General features: G+C 70.3%; 18 protein-coding genes and 3 tRNA genes. 18 read left to right on the top strand and 3 right to left on the bottom strand.

Annotated features, from left to right (window positions below; genetic code table 11):
* The first annotated feature begins 1 nt into the window (after position 1).
* Together ACK2IS_RS13235 and ACK2IS_RS13230 are read left to right on the top strand one after the other, a co-directional pair.
* A complete protein-coding gene (locus ACK2IS_RS13235) occupies positions 2-601 on the top strand; it encodes an energy-coupling factor transporter transmembrane component T family protein (RefSeq protein WP_409483765.1) in 600 nt (199 codons plus the stop codon).
* A gap of 67 nt (positions 602-668) precedes the next feature.
* Positions 669-1871: a pyrophosphate--fructose-6-phosphate 1-phosphotransferase gene (locus ACK2IS_RS13230; protein WP_409483764.1), complete on the top strand. Its 1203-nt coding sequence runs from the start codon at positions 669-671 to the stop codon at positions 1869-1871.
* Between the two features lie 454 nt (positions 1872-2325).
* Here the strand turns inward: ACK2IS_RS13230 and ACK2IS_RS13225 are convergent, their stop codons facing one another.
* Together ACK2IS_RS13225 and ACK2IS_RS13220 are read right to left on the bottom strand one after the other, a co-directional pair.
* Complete coding sequence (locus ACK2IS_RS13225; protein ID WP_409483763.1) at positions 2326-3414, bottom strand: 2-oxoacid:ferredoxin oxidoreductase subunit beta; 1089 nt, start codon at positions 3412-3414, stop codon at positions 2326-2328.
* A complete protein-coding gene (locus ACK2IS_RS13220) occupies positions 3411-5318 on the bottom strand; it encodes a 2-oxoacid:acceptor oxidoreductase subunit alpha (RefSeq protein ID WP_409483762.1) in 1908 nt (635 codons plus the stop codon). Before ACK2IS_RS13220 ends, ACK2IS_RS13225 begins: the two co-directional genes overlap by 4 nt.
* 319 nt (positions 5319-5637) lie before the next feature.
* On the opposite strand from ACK2IS_RS13220, the gene ACK2IS_RS13215 reads away from it, so the two are divergent.
* From ACK2IS_RS13215 to ACK2IS_RS13190, 6 genes are all read left to right on the top strand, one after another.
* A tRNA-Thr gene (locus ACK2IS_RS13215) sits at positions 5638-5710 on the top strand.
* A gap of 32 nt (positions 5711-5742) precedes the next feature.
* Positions 5743-5819: transfer RNA gene (locus tag ACK2IS_RS13210), tRNA-Met, on the top strand.
* Between the two features lie 59 nt (positions 5820-5878).
* Positions 5879-6049: a 50S ribosomal protein L33 gene (rpmG, locus tag ACK2IS_RS13205; RefSeq protein WP_338155550.1), complete on the top strand. Its 171-nt coding sequence runs from the start codon at positions 5879-5881 to the stop codon at positions 6047-6049.
* 114 nt (positions 6050-6163) lie between these two features.
* Positions 6164-6610, top strand: a complete 447-nt coding sequence (locus tag ACK2IS_RS13200) for a MaoC family dehydratase N-terminal domain-containing protein (RefSeq protein ID WP_409483761.1) — start codon at positions 6164-6166, stop codon at positions 6608-6610.
* A gap of 2 nt (positions 6611-6612) precedes the next feature.
* Complete coding sequence (locus ACK2IS_RS13195; RefSeq protein WP_409483760.1) at positions 6613-7074, top strand: MaoC/PaaZ C-terminal domain-containing protein; 462 nt, start codon at positions 6613-6615, stop codon at positions 7072-7074.
* A 19-nt stretch (positions 7075-7093) separates the two neighbouring features.
* Positions 7094-8167, top strand: coding sequence for a UDP-N-acetylmuramate dehydrogenase (locus ACK2IS_RS13190; protein ID WP_409483759.1), 1074 nt, complete (start codon positions 7094-7096; stop codon positions 8165-8167).
* Between the two features lie 111 nt (positions 8168-8278).
* Here the strand turns inward: ACK2IS_RS13190 and ACK2IS_RS13185 are convergent, their stop codons facing one another.
* Positions 8279-9307 carry an adenosine deaminase gene (locus ACK2IS_RS13185; protein WP_409483758.1) on the bottom strand — a complete coding sequence of 343 codons (1029 nt, stop codon included), beginning with the start codon at positions 9305-9307 and terminating at the stop codon, positions 8279-8281.
* Between the two features lie 363 nt (positions 9308-9670).
* On the opposite strand from ACK2IS_RS13185, the gene ACK2IS_RS13180 reads away from it, so the two are divergent.
* The 10 genes from ACK2IS_RS13180 to ACK2IS_RS13135 all read left to right on the top strand — a co-directional run bounded on the left by ACK2IS_RS13180 (position 9671) and on the right by ACK2IS_RS13135 (position 22963).
* Positions 9671-9743, top strand: a tRNA-Trp gene (locus ACK2IS_RS13180).
* A 33-nt stretch (positions 9744-9776) separates the two neighbouring features.
* Positions 9777-10019 (top strand): preprotein translocase subunit SecE, encoded by a 243-nt coding sequence (gene secE / locus ACK2IS_RS13175; RefSeq protein WP_409483757.1) that lies wholly within the window; start codon positions 9777-9779, stop codon positions 10017-10019.
* A gap of 72 nt (positions 10020-10091) precedes the next feature.
* The gene (locus ACK2IS_RS13170; protein ID WP_409483756.1) at positions 10092-10937 is read left to right on the top strand and encodes a transcription termination/antitermination protein NusG; all 846 of its coding nucleotides are present in this window, start codon (positions 10092-10094) and stop codon (positions 10935-10937) included.
* Between the two features lie 86 nt (positions 10938-11023).
* Complete coding sequence (gene rplK, locus ACK2IS_RS13165; protein WP_409483755.1) at positions 11024-11464, top strand: 50S ribosomal protein L11; 441 nt, start codon at positions 11024-11026, stop codon at positions 11462-11464.
* 129 nt (positions 11465-11593) lie between these two features.
* Positions 11594-12313 carry a 50S ribosomal protein L1 gene (gene rplA / locus ACK2IS_RS13160; RefSeq protein WP_409483754.1) on the top strand — a complete coding sequence of 240 codons (720 nt, stop codon included), beginning with the start codon at positions 11594-11596 and terminating at the stop codon, positions 12311-12313.
* A 97-nt stretch (positions 12314-12410) separates the two neighbouring features.
* Complete coding sequence (locus ACK2IS_RS13155) at positions 12411-13499, top strand: hypothetical protein (RefSeq protein WP_409483753.1); 1089 nt, start codon at positions 12411-12413, stop codon at positions 13497-13499.
* Between the two features lie 312 nt (positions 13500-13811).
* Positions 13812-14420, top strand: coding sequence for a 50S ribosomal protein L10 (rplJ, locus tag ACK2IS_RS13150; protein WP_409483752.1), 609 nt, complete (start codon positions 13812-13814; stop codon positions 14418-14420).
* 69 nt (positions 14421-14489) lie between these two features.
* Entirely contained in the window at positions 14490-14882 is a 393-nt protein-coding gene (gene rplL / locus ACK2IS_RS13145; RefSeq protein ID WP_409483751.1) for a 50S ribosomal protein L7/L12, read from the top strand.
* A gap of 522 nt (positions 14883-15404) precedes the next feature.
* Positions 15405-18890, top strand: coding sequence for a DNA-directed RNA polymerase subunit beta (rpoB, locus tag ACK2IS_RS13140; protein WP_409483750.1), 3486 nt, complete (start codon positions 15405-15407; stop codon positions 18888-18890).
* Positions 18891-19078: 188 nt separating this feature from the next.
* Positions 19079-22963, top strand: coding sequence for a DNA-directed RNA polymerase subunit beta' (locus tag ACK2IS_RS13135; RefSeq protein ID WP_409483749.1), 3885 nt, complete (start codon positions 19079-19081; stop codon positions 22961-22963).
* The last annotated feature ends 30 nt before the right edge of the window (positions 22964-22993 follow it).

The raw sequence follows: 22993 nt of genomic DNA, 5'->3' as shown, positions 1-22993 counted from the left end.
GGTGCTGACCGGAGCGTATGCCGACGGCACCTCCGTCCTGCACCGGCTGCCCGTCCCCGCCAAGCTGCTGCTCCTCGCGGTGTTCCTCGTGCCGGTGTCCCTCGTCCAGGAGCCGTGGATGACGGGGTCGTCGGCGCTGGTCGTCCTGGCCGCCTACCTCGCGTGCCGGATCCCGCTGCGGCTCGGGTGGGGCGAGGTGCGGCCGCTGCGCTGGTTCCTGGTCGTCATGGCGCCCTTCCAGGCGTGGAGCGGCGGCTGGCAGGCGGTGGTGGTGACCTGCGGCGGTATGGCGGTGGGCGTCGCCGCGGCCAGCCTGGTGACCCTGACGACGCGGGCGTCCGAGATGCTCGCCGGCGTCGAGCGCCTCGCCCGCCCGCTGCGGCACGTCGGGGTCTGCCCGGAGCGGGTCGCCCTCACCGTCAGCCTGGCCCTGCGCACTGTCCCCGTGATCGGGCGCCTCCTGCAGGAGACGCTGGACGCCCGACGGGCGCGGGGGCTGGAGCGGTCGGTGCGAGCGGTCGCGACACCGCTCGTCATCCGCACCGTCCGTCATGCCGACCGCGTCGGCGACGCCCTCACCGCCCGAGGTGTGGACGACTGACCGGCCTGGATAGGCTGGTGACGACGACGACGTCCCCGATCCATCCCTTATCTCGAGGAGTCTGCCCATGACCATCAAGCGCGTTGCCATGCTGACCGCAGGCGGCTACGCCCCCTGCCTGTCCGCCGCGGTCGGCGACCTCGTCGAGCGCTACACCGAGGTCATGCCCGAGGTCGAGCTGATCGGCTACCGCCACGGCTACCACGGGGTCCTTACCGGCACCTACACCGTCTTCGACGAGGAGACCCGCCGCGACGCCGGCCTGCTGCGCGACTTCGGCGGCAGCCCGATCGGCAACTCGCGCGTCAAGCTCACCAACGCCAAGGACCTGGTCAAGCGCGGCCTGGTCAAGGAGGGTGACAACCCCCTCGAGGTCGCCGCCAACCGGCTCAAGGAGGACGGCGTCGACGTCCTGCACACCATCGGCGGCGACGACACCAACACCACCGCGGCCGACCTGGCCGCCTTCCTGCACGAGCAGGGCTACGAGCTGACCGTGGTCGGTCTGCCCAAGACGATCGACAACGACATCGTCCCGATCCGCCAGTCGCTGGGCGCCCAGACGGCGGCCGAGCAGGCGTCGATCTTCGCGCAGAACGTCATCGCCGAGCACGGCTCCAACCCGCGCATGCTCATCGTCCACGAGGTCATGGGCCGCAACTGCGGCTGGCTGACGGCCGCCGCCGCGAAGCACTACATGGAGTGGCACGGGCAGCAGCAGTGGCTCCCGCAGGCCGGCCTGACCCCCGAGCGCTGGGCCATCCACGGCGTCTACGTCCCCGAGGTCCACGTCGACCTGGACCGCGAGGCCGCGCGGCTCAAGAAGGTCATGGACGAGATCGGCAACGTCAACATCTTCCTGTCCGAGGGTGCGGGCGTCGACGACATCGTCGCGGCCATGGAGGCCGCGGGCGAGGAGGTCCAGCGCGACCCCTTCGGCCACGTCAAGCTGGACACCATCAACCCCGGCAACTACTTCGCCAGCCAGTTCGCGGACAAGCTGCAGGCGGAGAAGAAGATGGTCCAGAAGTCCGGCTACTTCTCCCGCTCGGCCAAGGCCAACGACACCGACCTCGCGCTGATCAAGCAGATGTGCGACGTCGCCGTCGAGGCCGCCCGGGCCGGCACCCCCGGCGTCGTGGGGCACGACGAGGAGCGCGGCGACGAGCTGCGGGTCATCGAGTTCCCGCGGATCGCGGGCCACAAGGCCTTCGACGCCTCGCAGCCGTGGTTCCAGGAGCTGCTGCGCCAGATCGGCCAGGAGGCCTGACCGCACCTCGGGCCCGGTCCTTCGTCGTATGGCGAAGGACCGGGCCCGCGCCATACCCCCGCCCGGCGGCCCAGGGTGCGACCCACCCCCCGCCGCTCAGGCCGCCCGCCCCACGCCTCACCCCGCTCGCTCCCACCGGGCCGGGGGGCGCCCCCCTTGCTGCGGGAGAACGTCCGCGAGGACGACGTCCGGGAGGGCGGGTGGGGCCTGGTGCGGGTGACCCGCCACAAGCTGCGGGCCTGCCGCGTCTGCACGACGAGATCGACGACGCCCGGGCCCGGGCACACCGGCGCCACGGCGGTCGACCTCGCTGAGCGGGCGGTGTCCGACCCGCTGCCGCGAGGTGTGCTGCGCAGACGTGCTGGACAACCGGTCTGGGCACCGCAGCCAGGAGCGGCCCGGGGCCGACGGCTCGGGGGACTGCCGCCCGGTCGAGCTCCGAACGGCCACGGACTCAGCCGATGGTCCAGGTGTCCCTGCCCCGCAGCAGTGCCTCGACGTCGGCGTCGGTGGCGGGGCCGCCTGCGGAGGCCTGGGCCCCGGCGATCTGGCCGCGCACGAGGTCGTCGTACGTGGGTCGGGTCACGGACCGGAAGATCCCCATGGGCACGTGCAGCTGGTCGCCCGCGTCCAGGCGGGACAGGGCGAACGCCGCGGTCGGGTCGGCGGCGTCGGTGTGGTGCACCACGATCCGTGAGCGGCCCGCCTCGTCGAGGGAGGCCTCGTCGACGACCTCCAGGGAGCCGTCCTCGCGGCGGACGACGACCTGGTGGGCGCCGACACGGACCGGCCGACCGTCCTCCAGGTGCACCAGCCGGGCCGCGGCCCCGCCGCGGTCCTTGAGCATCTGGAAGGCGCCGTCGTTGAAGATCGGGCAGTTCTGGTAGATCTCCACGAAGGACGTGCCACGGTGCTCGGCGGCGGCGCGCAGCACCTCGATCAGGTGCTTGCGGCCCGAGTCCATGGTCCGCGCCACGAAGGTCGCCTCGGCGCCGAGCGCCAGCGAGATCGGGTTGAACGGCGCGTCGACCGACCCCGCGGGCGTGGACTTGGTGACCTTGCCGACCTCGCTGGTGGGGGAGTACTGACCCTTGGTCAGGCCGTAGATCTGGTTGTTGAACAGCAGGATCGTCAGGTTGACGTTGCGGCGCATCGCGTGGATCAGGTGGTTGCCGCCGATGGACAGCGCGTCGCCGTCGCCGGTGACGACCCACACCGACAGGTCCGGTCGGGCGGTGGCCAGGCCGGTGGCGATGGCGGGGGCCCGGCCGTGGATGGAGTGCATCCCGTAGGTGTCCAGGTAGTACGGGAACCGTGAGGAGCAGCCGATCCCGGACACGAAGGCGATGTTCTCCCGCCTCAGGCCCAGGTCGGGCAGGAAGGACTGCACGGCGGCCAGCACGGCGTAGTCGCCGCACCCGGGGCACCAGCGCACCTCCTGGTCGGAGGTGAAGTCCTTCTTGGACTGCGCGGGGTCGCCGTCGCCGAGGCGTGGGACGCCCGCGAGGCCGTGGTTCGGCATACCGAGGTCGATGGTCGTCATGAGCGGGCCTCCTGCCCAGGGGTCACGCGGGGGGTGTGCTCCGGGTCGAGCTCGCGCAGCGCGTCGTGGACGGCGTCGGCCAGGGCCTCGGCGGTGAACGGCAGACCGCGCACCTGGGTCAACGCGCGGACGTCCACGAGGTATGCCGCGCGCAGCAGCGCGGTCAGCTGGCCGAGGTTCATCTCGGGGCAGATCACCCGGTCGTAGCGGCGGAGCACCTCGCCGAGGTTGGCGGGGAAGGGGTTGACGTGCCGCAGGTGGGCCTGGGCGACGGTGGCCCCGGTCGCGCGGGCGTGCCGGACGCCGGCGGAGATCGGGCCGTACGTCGAGCCCCACCCCAGCATCAGCACCCGTGCGTCGCCGGTCGGGTCGTCGACGACCACGTCGGGCACGGTCACCCCGGCGACCTTGGCCGCCCGCAGCCGGGTCATCCGGTCGTGGTTGTCCGGGTCGTAGGAGATCTCCCCGGACACGTCCTTCTTCTCGATCCCGCCGACGCGGTGCTCCAGGCCGGCCGTGCCGGGGATCGCCCAGGGCCGCGCGAGGGTCTGCGGGTCGCGCAGGTAGGGCCGGAAGACCGGGACCCCGGCGTCGTCGGTGGCGTTCGGCTCGGTGGCGAACCCGGGGTCGATCGTCGGCAGGTCCGTCAGGGCGGGGATCGGCCAAGGCTCGGAGCCGTTGGCGAGGTAGCCGTCCGACAGCAGGATCACCGGCGTGCGGTAGGTCACCGCGATCCGCACGGCCTCGATCGCCGCGTCGAAGCAGTCCGACGGCGACTGCGCGGCCACGACGGGCACGGGAGCCTCGCCGTTGCGGCCGTACATCGCCTGCATCAGGTCGGCCTGCTCGGTCTTGGTGGGCAGGCCGGTGGAGGGGCCGCCGCGCTGGACGTCCACGATCACCAGGGGGATCTCCAGGGAGACGGCCAGGCCGATGGTCTCGGACTTCAGCGCCAGGCCCGGGCCGGAGGTGGTGGTCACGCCCAGCGCCCCGCCGTAGCTCGCGCCGAGGGCGACGCCGATGCCGGCGATCTCGTCCTCGGCCTGGATCGTGGTCACGCCCAGGCGCTTGAGCCCGGACAGGGCGTGCAGGACGTCCGACGCCGGGGTGATCGGGTAGGCCCCGAGCACCAGCGGCAGCCCGGCCCGGTGGGCGGCGGTGGCCAGGCCGTACGCCAGCGCCGTGTTGCCGGTGATGTTGCGGTAGAGCCCCTGACGCATCGGCGCCGGCCCGACCTCGTAGGACACCGCGAAGTCCTCGGTGGTCTCGCCGTACGCGTAGCCCGCCCTCAGGGCCGCCAGGTTGGCCGCCAGCAGCTCGGGCCGGGTGCCGAACTTCGCCGCGAGGAAGCTCTCGGTGGCCTCCAGCGGGCGGGTGTACAGCCAGGACAGCAGCCCGAGGGCGAACATGTTCTTGGACCGCTGCTTGTCCTTGCGGGTCAGCGGGTGGTCGGCCAGGGCGTCGACGGTGATCGAGGTCAGCGGCAGCGCGTGCACGTGGAAGCTCTCCAGCGTGCCGTCCTCGAGGGGATTCGCGGCATACCCGACCTTGGCCAGGTTGCGGGTCGTGAACTCGTCGCGGTCGGCGATGATCGTCGCGCCACGCGGCAGGTCGCCCAGGTTGGCCTTGAGCGACGCCGGGTTCATCGCGACGAGCACGTCCGGGTCGTCGCCCGGGGTGAGCACGTCGTGGTCGGCGAAGTGCAGCTGGAAGCTCGAGACGCCATGGATCGTCCCCTGGGGCGCCCGGATCTCCGCGGGGAAGTTCGGCAGCGTCGACAGGTCGTTGCCGAGGATCGCGGTCTGCGACGTGAACCTGTCACCCGTCAGCTGCATGCCGTCGCCGCTGTCTCCGGCGAACCGGATGACGACGCGTTCCAGCCGATGGACGTCCTTGCTCGTCATGGGTGCGGTCTCACTTCGCTCTCGGATCAGGTATGCCGCTGCCAGGCCTCGGGGCACGCCGCTCGACGGGTGCCTCCCGGGGGAACGACGACCCATCGTAGGCGCGCGGACCTGTGGCATCGGTGTTGGTCGCCCGTGATCGGCACCCGACCGCGCGGCGAGGGCGCGGCGAGGGCGCGGGGCGCTCCGACGACGACTGGCCAGGCCAGGGGAGGGTGGTCACCTCGATTTCACTGGGCGGCCAAATCCGTGTACCTTGGTCGTCGCGCTCCCAGAGAGCGTGCAGTGCCGGGCGCCGACCTCCATGTCGGGTGCTCGGGCCCCCTTAGCTCAGTCGGCAGAGCGTTTCCATGGTAAGGAAAAGGTCGTCGGTTCGATTCCGACAGGGGGCTCCGCAGGTCTGGCTCATCGCTGGATTTGTCCTGGCGGGGTAGCTCAGCTGGTTAGAGCGCACGACTCATAATCGTGAGGTCGCGGGATCGAGCCCCGCTCCCGCTACCAAGTTCATCCCAACCGATCGGTCGACCCCGCCGATCACCACTTCGAGAGCAGGTTGCCCCGTGGCTAGCAAGTCCGCTGACGTCCGCCCCAAGATCACGATGGCGTGCACTGACTGCAAGGAGCGCAACTACATCACCAAGAAGAACCGGCGGAACAACCCCGACCGCATGGAGCTCGCGAAGTTCTGCCCGCGCTGCAAGAAGCACACCGCGCACCGCGAGACCCGCTGAGCGCACCCTAGTCATCCTCGAGCGCCGCACCTCCACCGGAGGTGCGGCGCTCGTCGTCTGCCAGGAGTCGCTCGGACGCGCGAGTAACCCGAACGGGTGGCTAGGGTCCCCGCCATGGCAGTCAACGAGTCGTTCGCGGGGCGCAGCTATCCCCCTACCGCCCCCTACCAGGTGGGGCGGGCCAAGATCGCCGAGTTCGCGTCCGCCGTCGGCGCCTGCGACCCGGTGCACACCGACCGCGAGGTCGCCCGCGAGCGCGGCTACGCCGACGTCGTCGCCCCGCCCACCTTCGCCGTCCTCATCGCCCAGCAGGCGGACCGCCAGCTGATCGAGGACCCCGAGGCCGGCATCGACTTCTCCCGGGTGGTCCACGGCGAGCAGCGCTTCGTGCACCACCACCCGCTCACGGCCGGCGACGAGGTGACCACCGTGCTGCACGTGGACACCGTGCGCCTGGTGGGGGGCCACGCCATGGTCACCACCCGCAGCGAGCTCAGCACCGTCGAGGGCGACCCCCGCTGCACCGCCACGAGCACCCTGGTGATCCGGGGGGAGGAGTGACCATGACCGGCACCGATGCCACTCCTGCCGACCCGACCGTCGCCGACCCGACTCCCGTCGACCTGACCTCCGTCGAGCCCGGCCACCGGCTGCCCGGCCGCACCGTCCACGTCACCCGGGCCACCCTCGTGGCCTACGCCGGGGCCTCCTTGGACCGCAACCCGATCCACTGGGACGACCGATTCGCCCAGGACGTCGGCCTGCCCGACGTGATCGCGCACGGGATGTGGACGATGGGCGTCGCGATGCAGCTCGTCGTGGACTGGTGCGGGGACGCCGGTCGCGTGGTCGAGTGCTCCACCAAGTTCGTCGCGCCCGTGGTCGTCCCGCACGACTGCGGCGCCGACGTCGAGCTCGGCGGGGTCGTTCGCTCGGTCACGGACGGACGGGCTACCGTCGAGGTGTCCGCGACGTGCCGGGGCAAGAAGGTCCTCGGGCGCGCGCTGGCCGTCATACGCCTCTGACCGAGCCCGAAGGACCCCCATGCAGGTCGACCACGACATCCCTCTCGCCACCCTGACGACGATGCGGGTGGGTGGCCCGGCCCAGCGGCTGGTCACCGTCACCACCACCGACGAGCTCGTCGACGCCGTCCGCGAGGTCGACGACGCCGACGAGCCGCTGCTGGTGATCAGCGGTGGGTCCAACCTCGTGATCGCCGACCAGGGCTTCGCCGGCACCGTCGTCGTGGTCCGGACGTCGGGGGTGCAGGTCGAGAGCCAGGACCTCTGCGGCGGCGCCTTCGTCCGGGTCGCCGCGGGGGAGTCCTGGGACGGTCTCGTCGAGCGTGCGGTGGGGGAGGGCTGGGCCGGCATCGAGGCGCTGTCCGGCATCCCGGGCCTGACCGGCGCCACCCCGGTGCAGAACGTCGGTGCCTACGGTCAGGAGGTCGCCCAGACCATCGCCCAGGTGCGGGTCTACGACCGGCACGAGGAGCGGGTGCGCACGTTCCTGAGCGCGGACTGCGCCTTCAGCTACCGGCACTCGGCGTTCAAGGGCACCGATCGCTTCGTCGTCCTCGACGTCGCCTTCCAGCTGGAGGTGGCGGACCTCTCGCGCCCCGTGGCCTACGCCGCGCTGGCCGACGGGCTCGGCGTCGAGCTGGGCACCCGGGTCCCCCTCGCCGACGCCCGCGAGGCGGTGCTGGAGCAGCGCCGGCAGCGCGGGATGGTCCTCGACGCCGAGGATCACGACACCTGGTCCTGCGGCTCCTTCTTCACCAACCCGATCCTGGACGAGGAGGGCTGGGAGGAGCTCGCCCGCCGTGCCGTCGCCCGGCTCGGGGCGGACGGTCCGGTGCCGCCGCGGTTCGCGGCGGGGGAGGGTCTGGTCAAGACCAGCGCCGCCTGGCTGATCGACAAGGCGGGCTTCGGCAGGGGATTCGGTATGCCGGGGCCTGCGGCCTTGTCGACCAGGCACCCGCTCGCGGTCACCAACCGCGGGCAGGCGTCGGCCGCCGACGTCGTCGCGCTCGCCCGGCAGGTGCGCGACGGCGTGCACGAGACCTTCGGCGTGACCTTGGTCAACGAGCCCGTCTTCGTCGGCCACTCCCTCTGACCTACCGCCGGTAGTCGGGTCCGCCGGGCTTCGTCACACAGGCGGATCCGACCGCCGCCGGTAGGTCTGCAGGTGTCGGCTCGGCGCCAGGCGCACCGGGTGGATGTGCGCTCAGGCCGGCAGCCGCAGCCAGGCGTCGACGTCCGCCTCCGCCCGGTCGACGACCTCACGCGGCGCCGCCGACACCCGCAGCGACATCCGCGCCAGGGCCGCCAGCTCCTCGTCGGCCATCCCGTGGACCTCCCGGGCCGTGGCGTACTGGTCGACCAGCCGACTGCCGAACAGCAGCGGGTCGTCCGCCGCGAGCGCGACCGGCACGCCCGCGTCGAGGATCGGTCGCAGCGGCACCGCGGCGGCCGCGTCGTAGACCCCCAGCGCCACGTTGCTCCCCGGGCAGACCTCCAGGGCCACCCCCTCTCGCGCCAGCCGGTCCAGGACCCGCGGGTCCTCCGCCGCCCGCACCCCGTGCCCGATCCGGTCGGGGACGAAGGCGTCCAGCGTCTGCGTCACCGCCTCGGCGCCACGCAGCTCGCCCCCGTGCGGGACCAGCGTCAGCCCGGCCGCCCGTGCGATCCTGAAGGCCGGCTCGAAGTCCGCGGTCACTCCTCGGTGCTCGTCGTTGGACAGCCCGAAGCCCACGACGCTGCCGGCGCCCTCCCCGGCATACCTGCTCGCGAGGCGGGCCAGCGTCCGCGCGTCGAGCGGGTGCCGGATCCTGCTGGCCGCGACCACCACGCCCACCCCGATCCCGGACTCGGCGCTGGCCGCCGCGGCCGCGTCGAGGACCAGCTCCAGCGCCGGCGTCAGCCCTCCGCAGAAGGGCGCATAGCTCGTCGGGTCCACCTGCAGCTCCAGCCACCGTGATCCCTCGGCGGCGTCGTCGAGCGCCGCCTCGAGCACGATCCGGCGCATCGCCTGGGGGCTGCGCACGCACGCCCGGGCGGCGTCGTACAACCGCTGGAAACGGAACCAGCCACGCTCGTCCACGTCGGCCAGCCGCGGCGGGTGTCCCTGGGTGAGGGCGTGCGGCAGGCGTTGCCCGTGCTCGCGCGCCATCTCGACCAGCGTCGCGGGGCGCATCGAGCCGGTGAAGTGCAGGTGCAGGTGGGCCTTGGGCAGCTGGTCGAGAGGTCGGGCCATGCGTCCATCCTGCCCATCCCCGTCGACTGTCGGGTCGTATGCCGGTTCCCCGCGCCGGGTGTCGGCCGCGCAGGACAGGACCGCTCGACCGTGGGCAGGCTCCGTCGCCGGCCCGTCGTACCCCTGGCACCCCGACCAGCTCACGGGCCCCACCTTCGCCTGGTCGCCCGCCCGCATCGAGGGCGGACTACCGCGGCTGCTGCACGGGGCCGAGCGCGATCGTGGCCTGCAGCGGTGGAGACATCGGGGGGACGGGTGTCCGGACGTCGGTTAGCGTCGGGACCGATGGGTGACGTATGCTCATCTCTTGGATGGTCGGCGGCGCGTCCGGGTGCTTAGCCCTTGCGTGGTCGAACCTTTCCTAGGGTAGTAGCTCAATTGGTAGAGCACCGGTCTCCAAAACCGGCGGTTGGGGGTTCGAGTCCCTCCTGCCCTGCTGAGCATGCGACGGCTGACGAAGGCAGGGACTGTGAGCGAGGTCAACACCACCCGTGGTGCCACTCCCGCGGCCCGGCGCGGCTTCTTCGGACGCATCGCTCTCTTCATCGCCCAGGTGATGGACGAGCTCCGCAAGGTCGTCCGGCCCACGCGGGACGAGCTCATCACCTACACCACGGTCGTCCTGGCCTTCGTCATCGCGATCATGCTGTTCTGCGCGGTGGTCGACTTCGGCATCGGCAAGCTCGTCTTCTGGGCCTTCGCCGGCAGCTGACGGCGGTCCGGGCGCCGTTCCCAGCGCTCAGGGCGACCAGCCCGACCACCAGCAAGGAAGTAGGCCCGCACCGTGTCCGACCAGCCCTCGCACGACCCCTTCGCCGCCAGCGACGAGGCCCAGGACCTCGACGTGTCCGCGAAGGCTGACGCGACCGCTGACGAGGCCGTCGAGGTCGTTGCTGGCGACGAGCCCGAACAGGCCGTCGTCGCCGAGCCCACCCCCGAGGAGGCCGCCGAGGCTGACGAGCCCGCGACGGCTGGTCCTGCGGCCGCCGACGCGCCCGCGGTGAACCCGCTCGAGGAGTTCAAGCGCGACCTGCGCATGCTCGAGGGCGACTGGTACGTCGTCCACTCCTACGCGGGCTACGAGAACCGCGTGAAGACCAATCTGGAGACCCGCGTCACCAGCCTCAACATGGAGCCCTACATCTTCCAGGTGGAGGTCCCCATGGAGGAGGTCGTGGAGATCAAGAACGGTCAGCGCAAGACCGTTCGCCGCGTCCGGATGCCTGGCTACGTGCTCGTGCGCATGGACCTCACCGACGAGAGCTGGGGCGCAGTCCGTCACACCCCCGGTGTCACCGGCTTCGTCGGGCACACCCACCAGCCGGTGCCGCTCAGCCTCGACGAGGTCGTCACCATGCTGGCCCCCAAGTTCGACGAGCCCGCCGCGCCGGCCGTGACCGGTGGCGCCCCCGCGGACCAGGGCACCGGCGGCCTGCAGCCCGCCCGCCCCGCGGTGGACGTGGACTTCGAGGTCGGGGAGTCCGTCACGGTCATGGAGGGCCCCTTCGAGACCCTCGACGCCACGGTCTCCGAGATCAACGTGGAGACCCAGAAGCTCAAGGTCCTCGTCTCGATCTTCGGCCGGGAGACCCCGGTCGAGCTGGGCTTCAACCAGGTCGCCAAGATCTGACCGAGCCCCACCGTCCTGCGGCAGACCGCAGGGCTGCAACCGGGTCATCGCCCACGGCGTCGGCCCACCACCTAAGGAAGTAGCACATGCCTCCCAAGAAGAAGGTCTCCGGCTTCATCAAGCTGCAGATTCAGGCTGGCGCAGCCACGCCCGCCCCGCCCGTCGGTCCGGCCCTCGGTCAGCACGGCGTCAACATCATGGAGTTCGTCAAGGCGTACAACGCGGCGACGGAGTCCCAGCGCGGCAACGTCATTCCCGTCGAGATCACGGTCTACGAGGACCGCTCGTTCACCTTCGTCACCAAGACCCCGCCGGCCGCCGAGCTGATCAAGAAGGCCGCGGGCGTCCCCAAGGGCTCCGGTGTCCCCAACAAGACCAAGGTCGCCACCCTGACGGCCGACCAGGTCCGCGAGATCGCCCAGCAGAAGATGGAAGACCTCAACGCCAACGACATCGAGATGGCCGCCCGCATCATCGCCGGTACCGCCCGCTCGATGGGCATCAACACCCCTGGTTTCGAGTCCTGATCTCGTGACCTTCCGGCCGCGTCCTCCGGGGCGCGGCCGGACACCGTGGCAGGGCCAGGCGCTGGCCCGACGACCACCCCTCCACAGGGCGATCTCCCGGGACGCCCACCACACCAGCAGGAGCAGACCATGAAGCGCAGCAAGACCTACCGCGCCGCCGCCGAGCGGATCGACGCCGACGCCCTGTACTCCCCGCTCGAGGCCGTCCGCCTCGCCAAGGAGTCGGCGACCACGAAGTTCGACTCGACCGTCGAGGTCGCGTTCCGCCTGGGTGTCGACCCCCGCAAGGCCGACCAGATGGTCCGCGGCACCGTCAACCTGCCGCACGGCACCGGCAAGACCGCCCGGGTCCTCGTCTTCGCGAACGGCGACAAGGCCGAGGCCGCCCGTGCCGCCGGCGCCGACTTCGTCGGCTCCGACGACATGCTGGAGAAGGTCCAGGGCGGTTGGCTCGACTTCGACGCCGTCGTCGCCACCCCCGACCTCATGGGCAAGGTCGGCCGACTGGGCAAGGTGCTCGGCCCGCGTGGCCTGATGCCCAACCCCAAGACCGGCACCGTGACCATGGACGTCGCCAAGGCCGTCAACGACATCAAGGGCGGCAAGATCGAGTTCCGCGTCGACAAGCACGCCAATCTTCACTTCATCATCGGCAAGTCCTCCTTCGACGAGAAGGCCCTGGTCGAGAACTACGCCGCGGCTCTGGAGGAGGTCCTCCGCCTCAAGCCGTCCGCCTCCAAGGGCCGCTACATCACGAAGGCCACCATGGCGACGACGATGGGCCCCGGCATCCCGCTGGACCCCAACCGCACCCGCAACCTCACCTCCGAGGAGGAGGGCCAGGCCTGAGCCCGACCCCCGCGTGATCGACGCCCGGACCGTTCGCGGTCCGGGCGTCGTCGTGCCTGGGTCGTATGCCGCCGCTGCGCGGATAGTATCGGCGACCATGCGCCGTCCCCCTGCCGCTTCCATCCGTCGGCCCGGGCCGTGGTTCGCGGCGACGGCCGTCGTGCTGGCCCTGTCGGGATGCGTCGCCGGCTCGCACACGACACGCTCCACCCTCGGTATCGCCTCGTCGACGGTGCCTGCCACGCCGACCACCCGGGTGCCCGTGGAGGGGGCCAGCCTCGCGGGAAGCACGCCGGACCCCAACGCCCAGCCCATCCCCACGGGGGAGGGCGTGCCGGGGGACGAGCTGGCCCAGCAGATCCGGGCGCTGGTGTCAGCCAAGGGCTCGGTGCGGATGTCCATGTCCACCGTGGCAGGCAGTGCCGAGGCGCGGGTGGACACGCGGACCAGGTCCGCACAGGTGTCGGTGACGACCGGTGGCCGCACCGTCACCCTGGTCAGCCTGAGCGGTCGCACCTGGGTCAAGGGTGCCGGAACGGTCGACGTGACGCTGCCGCCCTCGACGAGCTCGACCGCGGGGGCTCCGTCGGGTCGCCCGCGCACGGATACCCGCCACTGGCTGCTGCTCGATCCTGGTGGCGCAGATGCGATCAGCCGGGCGCTCGGCGACCAGGCGCGGTCGGCGTCCCAGGTCGACCCAGGTCGCTTCACCACGATGCTCCCGGGTCTCCTCGGCGACCGCACCCCTCGCGGCGAGGGGACGCAGACGGTCTTCTCGGTCCCCCCGACGCAGTACCTCGACGCCGTGGCGGCCCCCGCCGCGCTGCGCAGCGCCGTCACCCGTCAGGTGCGGCTGGTGGTGGTGCAGGACCAGCAGGGGGTGCTCACCTCGGTCGTCGCCACCGTGCCCACGGCTCGTGGAGAGATCGTCGACCGGACGGAGTATTCGCGCTGGGGTGAGCCTGCCGAGATCCCGGAGCCGCCGTCCGACGACGTGGCGCCCGCTCCGGGCAGCCCGGTGGCCCAGGACCACGGCACGACGGCACCGACGGGGTCCACCGCCTCCGACGGGCAGCTCACCCCTTCGTCCGAGGCGGTCACCGGGCCGGAGGGGCCCGCGTCCGTCAGCGGTGCTCCGGGGGCTCCGGCGACCGGGTCGTCCGCGTCGGGCTCGGCGCCCCGCTGATCTCCCTGATCGGTCTGCCGCGGCGAGGAGACGAGTCCTGTCCGAAAGGCGTGCTCGAGGCACGGACCGCACGGCGCCGATTTGGCCGTCGACCCTGTCGGCCCGTACTCTTGACCAGACCAATGACCGCCGGTCTGCCGTCCCGCCGCCCTCGGGCGACGTGCGGCACGAAGGTCCCATGAGGGGCGTCCAGCGTAGGTGACCGTGACCGATGCCCGACCGGCCTGCCCGTCGACGCCATTCGAGCCCCGTGCGCCTGCGCCGGGGCTTTTCTCATGTGGCCACCGGCTTCACGCTACGGAAGGAGGCCACATGGCAACCGCTGAGAAGCAGACTGCCATTGCCGAGATCACGGACAAGTTCCGTGGCTCGAGCGCGGCCGTGCTGACGGAGTACCGCGGTCTGACCGTGAAGCAGCTCTCGGAGCTGCGCGGAACGATCCGTGAGCACGCGACCTATGCCGTGGTCAAGAACACGCTGACCCGGATCGCTGCGAAGGAGGCCGGGATCACGGCCTTCGACGAGCACCTCTCGGGCCCGAGCGCCATCGTCTTCGTGACGGGCGACCCGGTCCAGACGGCCAAGAGTCTGCGTGACTTCGCCAAGGCCAACCCGGCCCTTGTCATCAAGGCCGGTGTGCTCGACGGGAAGCCGTTGAGCACGGAGGAGATCACCAAGCTCGCGGACCTCGAGTCCCGGGAGGTGCTCCTCGCCAAGCTGGCGGGCGCCATGAACGCCTCGCTGAGCAAGGCTGTCTACCTCTTCGCCGCACCCCTGTCGCAGACGGCCCGCGTGGTCGACGCCCTGCGTCAGAAGGTCGAGGCCGAGGGTCCCGTCGCGGCTGCTCCGGCGGTCGACGACTCCGCCGAGGCCTCGGCCGAGGCTACCGATGACGTCGCCGCGGGTGGCGACGAGAGCTGATCTGCCCCATGGCAGCTCGCTCGCACCACACACCAGCCACTCACGGCACAGACTAGGAAGGAAGCCACCATGGCCAAGCTCACCACCGACGAGCTCCTTGACGCCTTCAAGGAGATGACCCTGATCGAGCTCTCCGAGTTCGTCAAGCAGTTCGAGGACACCTTCGGCGTCACCGCCGCCGCCCCGGTCGCGGTCGCCGCCGCCGGCGCCCCCGCCGCGGGCGGTGGCGACGCCGCCGTCGCCGAGGAGAAGGACGAGTTCGACGTCATCCTCACCGCCGCCGGCGACAAGAAGATCCAGGTCATCAAGGAGGTCCGCGCGCTGACCTCCCTCGGCCTGAAGGAGGCGAAGGACCTGGTGGACGGCGCTCCCAAGCCCGTTCTCGAGGGCGCCAACAAGGAGACCGCCGAGAAGGCCAAGGCTGCCCTCGAGGGCGCCGGCGCCACCGTCGAGCTCAAGTGATCTGAGGTCGGAGGACCTCCGGCCGTCGATCTGCCTCGGGGCGGGTCCTACCTTCGGGTGGGGCCCGCCCCGTCGTGCGTCCGGTGCCGGCTGGCGGGGAAATGGTCGGGGCTACGTCGCCGCGGACGAGGCCTCGCTCGGGCCCCGACGTACCGCAGGCTGCCCACCGGGAACGTGCCCGGACCGCGCCGTCCCGGGGGTGCCGGAGGCGATCCGCTTGACGGCGACCGCTCGCCGACCCATAGTGATGGGGCGTCGGCCACGGCCGAGGTCGAGCCCGGGTGTTCTACCTGCGCGCGCTCCCTCCGATGTGGCAGATTGGACGTGTCTACGTCCATCGACTATGCTGACGCTTTGCGCTGCCTTGTCGCTGCGCGCCCCGCCATCGCCCGCGCCCCCAGACTCCTCGACACCTGGCCTGACCTGCCATGCTGTCGTGCCCGTCGGACCGCACAGGCTGAGCAGGAGCGCAACGCGAGCTCGCTTCGACTCCATAGCTCCAGGCCCGTGGAAGGACCCTCCTTGGCTGCCTCGCGACCCGCGACCCAGACTGTGTCCACAGCTCAGACGGCTTCCGGCCGCCTGTCCTTCGCAAAGATCAAGGAGCCTCTGGAGGTCCCGGACCTCCTGGCGCTCCAGACGGAGAGCTTCGACTGGCTGCTCGGCAACGAGCGGTGGCAGGCCCGGGTGGCCGCCGCCAAGGAGGCCGGCCGCAACGACGTCCCCGACCGGTCCGGGCTGGAGGAGATCTTCGAGGAGATCTCTCCCATCGAGGACTTCTCCGGCTCCATGTCCCTCTCGTTCCGCAACCACCGCTTCGAGGAGGAGAAGCACTCGATCGAGGAGTGCAAGGAGCGGGACATGACCTACTCCGCCCCGCTGTTCGTGACGGCCGAGTTCATGAACACCAACACGGGCGAGATCAAGTCCCAGACGGTGTTCATGGGCGACTTCCCCCTGATGACCGAGCGCGGCACCTTCATCATCAACGGCACCGAGCGCGTCGTGGTCTCCCAGCTGGTCCGCTCCCCGGGCGTCTACTTTGAGCGCACGCCGGACAAGACGTCCGACAAGGACATCTACTCGGCCAAGGTCATCCCGAGCCGCGGCGCCTGGCTGGAGTTCGAGATCGACAAGCGCGACATGGTCGGCGTGCGCGTCGACCGCAAGCGCAAGCAGTCGGTCACCGTGCTGCTCAAGGCCCTCGGTTGGACCGAGGCGCAGATCCTCGAGGAGTTCGGCGACTACGAGTCGATGCGCCAGACCCTGGAGAAGGACCACACCGCTGGCCAGGACGACGCGCTGCTCGACATCTACCGCAAGCTGCGCCCGGGCGAGCCCCCGACCAAGGAGGCCGCGCAGGCGCTCCTGGACAACCTGTACTTCAACCCCAAGCGCTACGACCTGGCCAAGGTCGGTCGCTACAAGATCAACAAGAAGCTCGGCATCGAGGCCGAGCTGTCCGACTCCGTGCTGCGCATCGAGGACGTCGTCGCGACGATCAAGTACCTCGTGGCCCTCCACCACGGTGACGCGGTCCTGCCCGGCAGCCGCAACGGCGAGGCCGTCGACGTGCGCGTCGAGGTCGACGACATCGACCACTTCGGCAACCGTCGGCTGCGCAACGTCGGCGAGCTCATCCAGAACCAGGTCCGCACCGGTCTGTCCCGCATGGAGCGCGTCGTCCGCGAGCGGATGACCACCCAGGACGTCGAGGCGATCACCCCGCAGACCTTGATCAACATCCGCCCCGTGGTGGCGTCGATCAAGGAGTTCTTCGGCACCTCGCAGCTGTCGCAGTTCATGGACCAGAACAACCCGCTCTCGGGCCTGACGCACAAGCGTCGGCTGTCGGCCCTGGGCCCCGGTGGTCTGTCCCGCGACCGTGCCGGCATGGAGGTCCGTGACGTCCACCCCTCGCACTACGGCCGCATGTGCCCGATCGAGACCCCTGAGGGTCCCAACATCGGTCTGATCGGCTCGCTCGCGTCCTACGGGCGGATCAATCCCTTCGGCTTCGTGGAGACGCCCTACCGCAAGGTCAACGAGGGCGTCGTCTCCGACGAGGTGCACTATCTCTCGGCGGACGAGGAGGACGAGTTCGTCATCGCGCAGGCCAACGCCCCCATGGAGGCGGATGGCCGTTTCGCGGAGGAGCGTGTCCTGGTGCGCACCAAGGGCGGCGAGGTCGACTTCGTGCCCGCCGCCGACGTGGACTACATGGACGTCTCGCCCCGCCAGATGGTGTCGGCCGCGACCGCGCTGATCCCCTTCCTGGAGCACGACGACGCCAACCGCGCCCTCATGGGCTCCAACATGATGCGCCAGGCCGTGCCGCTGGTCCGCGCCGAGGCCCCGCTCGTGGGCACCGGCATGGAGCACCGTGCGGCGCTGGACTCCGGCGACGTCGTGCTGGCCCAGAAGGCCGGCGTGGTTCAGGAGGTCTCCGCGGAGCTGGTGACCGTGGCCGCGGACGACGGCTCCTACCAGACCTACCGGATCATGAAGTTCAGCCGGTCCAACCAGGGCAACTGCTACAACCAGCGGGTCATGGTGGACACCGGCGACCGGGTCGAGGTCGGCCAGCTCATCGCGGACGGTCCGGCGACCGACGGCGGCGAGATGGCGCTGGGCAAGAACCTCCTCGTGGCGTTCATGCCCTGGGAGGGTCACAACTACGAGGACGCGATCATCCTGTCGCAGCGCCTCGTGCAGGACGACACCCTCTCCTCGATCCACATCGAGGAGCACGAGGTCGATGCCCGCGACACCAAGCTCGGTGCCGAGGAGATCACCCGGGACATCCCCAACGTCTCCGAGGAGGTCCTCGCCGACCTCGACGAGCGCGGGATCATCCGGATCGGCGCCGAGGTCCGCGACGGCGACCTCCTCGTCGGCAAGGTCACCCCCAAGGGCGAGACCGAGCTGACCCCGGAGGAGCGTCTGCTCCGGGCGATCTTCGGCGAGAAGGCCCGCGAGGTGCGTGACACCTCGCTCAAGGTGCCCCACGGGGAGACCGGCACGGTCATCGGCGTCAAGGTCTTCGACCGTGAGGAGGGCGACGAGCTCCCGCCGGGCGTCAACCAGCTCGTCCGGGTCTACGTCGCCAACAAGCGCAAGATCACCGACGGCGACAAGCTCGCCGGCCGCCACGGCAACAAGGGCGTCATCTCCAAGATCCTCCCGGTCGAGGACATGCCCTTCCTCGAGGACGGCACCCCGGTCGACGTGGTGCTCAACCCGCTCGGCGTCCCGGGCCGGATGAACGTCGGTCAGATCCTCGAGATACACCTCGGCTGGGCCGCCAGCCGTGGGTGGAACATCCCTGAGGGGGCCGAGTGGGCCACCAAGATCCCGCAGGACGCGCACTCGGCCCCGGCCGGCTCGCGCGTCGCCACGCCGGTCTTCGACGGCGCCAAGGAGGCCGAGATCAAGGGCCTGCTCGACTCGACCAACGTGACTCGCGACGGTCAGCGCCTCATCGGCGAGACCGGCAAGACGCGGCTGTTCGACGGCCGCTCCGGCGAGCCCTTCCCGGAGCCGGTGTCCGTCGGCTACATGTACATCCTGAAGCTGCACCACCTGGTGGACGACAAGATCCACGCGCGCTCCACGGGCCCGTACTCCATGATCACGCAGCAGCCGCTGGGTGGTAAGGCGCAGTTCGGTGGCCAGCGCTTCGGCGAGATGGAGGTGTGGGCCCTGGAGGCCTACGGCGCCGCCTACACGCTGCAGGAGCTGCTCACCATCAAGTCCGACGACGTGCCGGGACGCGTCAAGGTCTACGAGGCCATCGTCAAGGGCGAGAACATCCCGGACTCGGGGATCCCGGAGTCCTTCAAGGTCCTCCTCAAGGAGATGCAGTCCCTGTGTCTCAACGTCGAGGTCCTGTCGAGCGACGGCAGCGCCATCGAGATGCGCGACGCGGACGACGAGGTCTTCCGGGCCGCGGAGGAGCTGGGGATCGACCTGTCGCGGCGCGAGCCGAGCAGCGTCGAGGAGGTCTGACGGTTTCCGGACGTATGGCGGGGCGCGGCTGACCAGCCGGCACAGGCAGCAGCCGCGCCCGCCGTACGGGCTCGAGGCCCGAAGGCATCGATCGCCGCCCCGCCGGGGTCGGCCACAACCGATCAGACCCACAGACTTAGCCATGGTCCCCCCGGACCTGGAGTCGTAAAGACGAGAGAAGGACACACGTGCTCGACGTCAACTTCTTTGACGAGCTGCGTATCGGCCTCGCCACCGCGGATGACATCCGCCAGTGGTCGCACGGCGAGGTCAAGAAGCCCGAGACCATCAACTACCGCACGCTCAAGCCGGAGAAGGACGGCCTCTTCTGCGAGAAGATCTTCGGCCCCACCCGGGACTGGGAGTGCTACTGCGGGAAGTACAAGCGCGTCCGCTTCAAGGGCATCATCTGCGAGCGCTGCGGCGTCGAGGTGACCCGCGCCAAGGTGCGTCGTGAGCGCATGGGGCACATCGAGCTCGCCGCGCCGGTCACCCACATCTGGTACTTCAAGGGCGTCCCGAGCCGTCTGGGCTACCTGCTCGACCTGGCTCCGAAGGACCTCGAGAAGGTCATCTACTTCGCGGCCTACATGATCACCTCCGTCGACGTCGACGCGCGGCACCGCGACCTGCCGTCGCTGGAGGCGCAGATCGAGGTGGAGAAGAAGGAGCACGGCAACCGCCGCGACGCCGACGTCGAGGCGCGCGCCAAGCGCCTCGAGCAGGACCTGGCGGCCCTGGAGGCCGAGGGTGCCAAGAGCGACGTCAAGCGCAAGCTGAAGGACTCGGCCGAGCGTGAGATGAACGCCATCCGCAAGCGCGCGGACGTGCAGGTCGAGCGGCTCGAGCAGGTCTGGGACCGGTTCAAGAACCTCAAGGTCCAGGACCTCGAGGGCGACGAGATGCTCTACCGCGAGATGCGCGACCGGTTCGGTCTGTACTTCGAGGGCGGGATGGGCGCCGCGGCGATCCAGAAGCGCCTGGAGACCTTCGACCTGGAGGCCGAGGCCGAGCTGCTGCGTGAGATCATCGCGACCGGCAAGGGCCAGAAGAAGACCCGCGCACTCAAGCGCCTCAAGGTCGTCACGGCCTTCCAGACCACGAGCAACCACCCGACCGCGATGGTGCTCGACTGCGTGCCAGTGATCCCGCCGGACCTGCGCCCGATGGTGCAGCTGGATGGTGGCCGCTTCGCGACCTCCGACCTGAACGACCTGTACCGCCGGGTCATCAACCGGAACAACCGCCTCAAGCGCCTCCTCGACCTCGGTGCCCCCGAGATCATCGTCAACAACGAGAAGCGCATGCTGCAGGAGGCCGTGGACGCGCTGTTCGACAACGGCCGTCGTGGTCGCCCCGTCACGGGCCCCGGCAACCGCCCGCTCAAGTCGCTGTCCGACATGCTCAAGGGCAAGCAGGGTCGCTTCCGTCAGAACCTCCTCGGCAAGCGCGTCGACTACTCCGGCCGTTCGGTCATCGTCGTCGGTCCCCAGCTCAAGCTGCACCAGTGCGGTCTGCCCAAGCAGATGGCGCTGGAGCTGTTCAAGCCCTTCGTGATGAAGCGTCTGGTCGACCTGGACCACGCGCAGAACATCAAGTCGGCCAAGCGCATGGTCGAGCGCGCCCGCCCCGTGGTGTGGGACGTCCTCGAGGAGGTCATCACCGAGCACCCGGTGCTGCTCAACCGCGCACCCACGCTGCACCGACTGGGCATCCAGGCCTTCGAGCCGCAGCTCGTCGAGGGCAAGGCCATCCAGCTGCACCCGCTGGTCTGCGGCGCCTTCAACGCCGACTTCGACGGTGACCAGATGGCCGTGCACGTGCCGCTGTCGGCCGAGGCCCAGGCCGAGGCCCGCATCCTGATGCTGTCGTCCAACAACATCCTCAAGCCCGCCGACGGCCGGCCCGTGACCATGCCCACCCAGGACATGATCATCGGTCTGTTCCACCTCACCTCCGAGGTCGAGGACGGCAAGGGTGCCGGTCGCGCTTTCCGTACGGCGGAGGAGGCACGAATGGCCTTCGACGCCGGTCAGATCGAGCTGGGCTCGCCCATCAAGATCCGGCTGCGCGACACCGTGCCGCCGGTCGGCTACGAGTTGCCCGCGGACGCCGAGGCCAACGCCGAAGGTCGCTACGACTTCGTGCTCGAGAGCACGCTGGGTCGCGCGATCTTCAACCTCACGCTCCCGCTGGACTACCCCTTCGTCAACGAGCCCGTGGACAAGAAGCGGCTGTCGGGGATCGTCAACGACCTCGCGGAGCGCTACCCCAAGGTCCTCGTGGCAACCTCGCTGGACGCCCTCAAGGAGACCGGCTTCCACTGGGCGACCCGTTCGGGCACCACGGTCGCCATCTCCGACGTCGTGACCCCGTCCAACAAGGACGAGATCCTCGAGGGCTACGAGGCCAAGGCCGCCAAGGTCCAGGTGCAGTTCGAGCGCGGTCTGACGACTGACGACGAGCGGCGCCAGGAGCTCATCGAGATCTGGCAGCAGGCCACCAACGAGGTGTCCAAGGAGATGGAGGCGAACTTCCCGCGTCGTAACCCCATCTTCCGGATGGTCAGCTCGGGTGCCCGAGGCAACTGGTTCCAGCTGCGTCAGATCGCCGGCATGCGTGGCCTGATGGCCAACCCCAAGGGTGAGATCATCCCGCGCCCGATCAAGTCGAACTTCCGCGAGGGCCTGTCCGTGCTGGAGTTCTTCATCTCCACCCACGGTGCCCGCAAGGGTCTGGCCGACACCGCCCTGCGGACCGCCGACTCGGGCTACCTCACCCGTCGTCTGGTCGACGTGTCCCAGGACGTCATCATCCGCGAGGACGACTGCGGCACCGACCGTGGTCTGATGATGCCGATCGCCGTCCGCAACGCCTCCGGCGCCCTCGTCCAGCACGAGGACGTGGAGTCCAGCGTCTACGCGCGGACCCTTGCCGAGGACGTCGTCAAGGACGGCGAGGTGCTCGCCGAGGCCGGCATCGACCTCGGTGACGTGGTCATCGGTGCGCTCGTCGCCCACGGCGTCGAGGAGGTGCGTGTCCGGTCGGTCCTGACCTGCGACTCGCGCGTCGGCACCTGCGCCAAGTGCTACGGCCGCTCGCTGGCGACCGGCAAGCTGGTGGACATCGGCGAGGCCGTCGGGATCATCGCGGCCCAGTCCATCGGTGAGCCCGGCACCCAGCTGACGATGCGTACCTTCCACACCGGTGGTGTGGCCGGTGACGACATCACCCAGGGTCTGCCCCGAGTCGTCGAGCTGTTCGAGGCCCGCACCCCGCGCGGTGTGGCCCCGATCGCCGAGGCCACGGGTCGGATCCAGGTCGAGGACACCGACAAGGCTCGCCGGATCATCCTCACGCCGGACGACGGGTCGGAGGAGCACGCCTACCCGGTGAGCAAGCGCTCGCGCCTGCTCGTCGGCGACGGGGACCACGTCGAGGTCGGCACCCAGCTGGTCCAGGGTGCGATCGACCCCAAGCAGGTCCTGCGCATCCTCGGCCCCCGCGCGGTGCAGATGCACCTGGTGGACCAGGTGCAGTCGGTCTACCGCCAGCAGGGTGTGTCGATCCACGACAAGCACATCGAGGTCATCGTCCGGCAGATGCTGCGCCGCGTGACGATCATCGAGGCGGGCGACGCCGACCTGCTCCCGGGCGAGCTGGCAGAGCGGGGTCGCTTCGAGTCGGAGAACCGTCGCGTCGTCGCCGAGGGTGGCCGTCCCGCCTCGGGTCGTCCCGAGCTCATGGGAATCACCAAGGCCTCGCTGGCCACGGAGTCCTGGCTCTCGGCGGCGTCCTTCCAGGAGACGACGCGCGTCCTCACCGAGGCTGCGATGCACGCCAAGAGCGACCCGCTGCTGGGCCTCAAGGAGAACGTCATCCTCGGAAAGCTCATCCCGGCCGGCACCGGGCTGCCGCGCTACCGGAACGTCAAGGTCAATCCCACGGAGGAGGCCAAGGCGGCGATGTACTCCATGCCCGGGTACGACCAGTTCGACTACACGGCCTTCGGGCCGGGGTCGGGCGAGGCGATACGCCTGGACGACATCACGCTGGGCTTCGACACCCACTGAGCAGCGTCCACCGGCCGCTGAGCGGGCCGT

The sequence above is a fragment of the Arsenicicoccus dermatophilus genome (assembly GCF_046267915.1).
Taxonomy (GTDB): Bacteria; Actinomycetota; Actinomycetes; order Actinomycetales; family Dermatophilaceae; genus Arsenicicoccus; species Arsenicicoccus dermatophilus_A.
This window is presented reverse-complemented; position numbering and strand designations above follow the sequence as displayed.

Bases quoted from the DNA above. Each gene is read 5' to 3' on its own strand.
- ACK2IS_RS13185 (WP_409483758.1), bottom strand. From the start codon at position 9,307: ATGGCCCGACCTCTCGACCAGCTGCCCAAGGCCCACCTGCACCTGCAC.
- ACK2IS_RS13155 (WP_409483753.1), top strand. From the start codon at position 12,411: ATGCGCCGTCCCCCTGCCGCTTCCATCCGTCGGCCCGGGCCGTGGTTC.
- ACK2IS_RS13225 (WP_409483763.1), bottom strand. From the start codon at position 3,414: ATGACGACCATCGACCTCGGTATGCCGAACCACGGCCTCGCGGGCGTC.
- rplK (WP_409483755.1), top strand. From the start codon at position 11,024: ATGCCTCCCAAGAAGAAGGTCTCCGGCTTCATCAAGCTGCAGATTCAG.
- ACK2IS_RS13200 (WP_409483761.1), top strand. From the start codon at position 6,164: ATGGCAGTCAACGAGTCGTTCGCGGGGCGCAGCTATCCCCCTACCGCC.
- ACK2IS_RS13195 (WP_409483760.1), top strand. From the start codon at position 6,613: ATGACCGGCACCGATGCCACTCCTGCCGACCCGACCGTCGCCGACCCG.
- rplL (WP_409483751.1), top strand. From the start codon at position 14,490: ATGGCCAAGCTCACCACCGACGAGCTCCTTGACGCCTTCAAGGAGATG.
- rplJ (WP_409483752.1), top strand. From the start codon at position 13,812: ATGGCAACCGCTGAGAAGCAGACTGCCATTGCCGAGATCACGGACAAG.
- ACK2IS_RS13220 (WP_409483762.1), bottom strand. From the start codon at position 5,318: ATGACGAGCAAGGACGTCCATCGGCTGGAACGCGTCGTCATCCGGTTC.
- rplA (WP_409483754.1), top strand. From the start codon at position 11,594: ATGAAGCGCAGCAAGACCTACCGCGCCGCCGCCGAGCGGATCGACGCC.
- ACK2IS_RS13230 (WP_409483764.1), top strand. From the start codon at position 669: ATGACCATCAAGCGCGTTGCCATGCTGACCGCAGGCGGCTACGCCCCC.
- ACK2IS_RS13190 (WP_409483759.1), top strand. From the start codon at position 7,094: ATGCAGGTCGACCACGACATCCCTCTCGCCACCCTGACGACGATGCGG.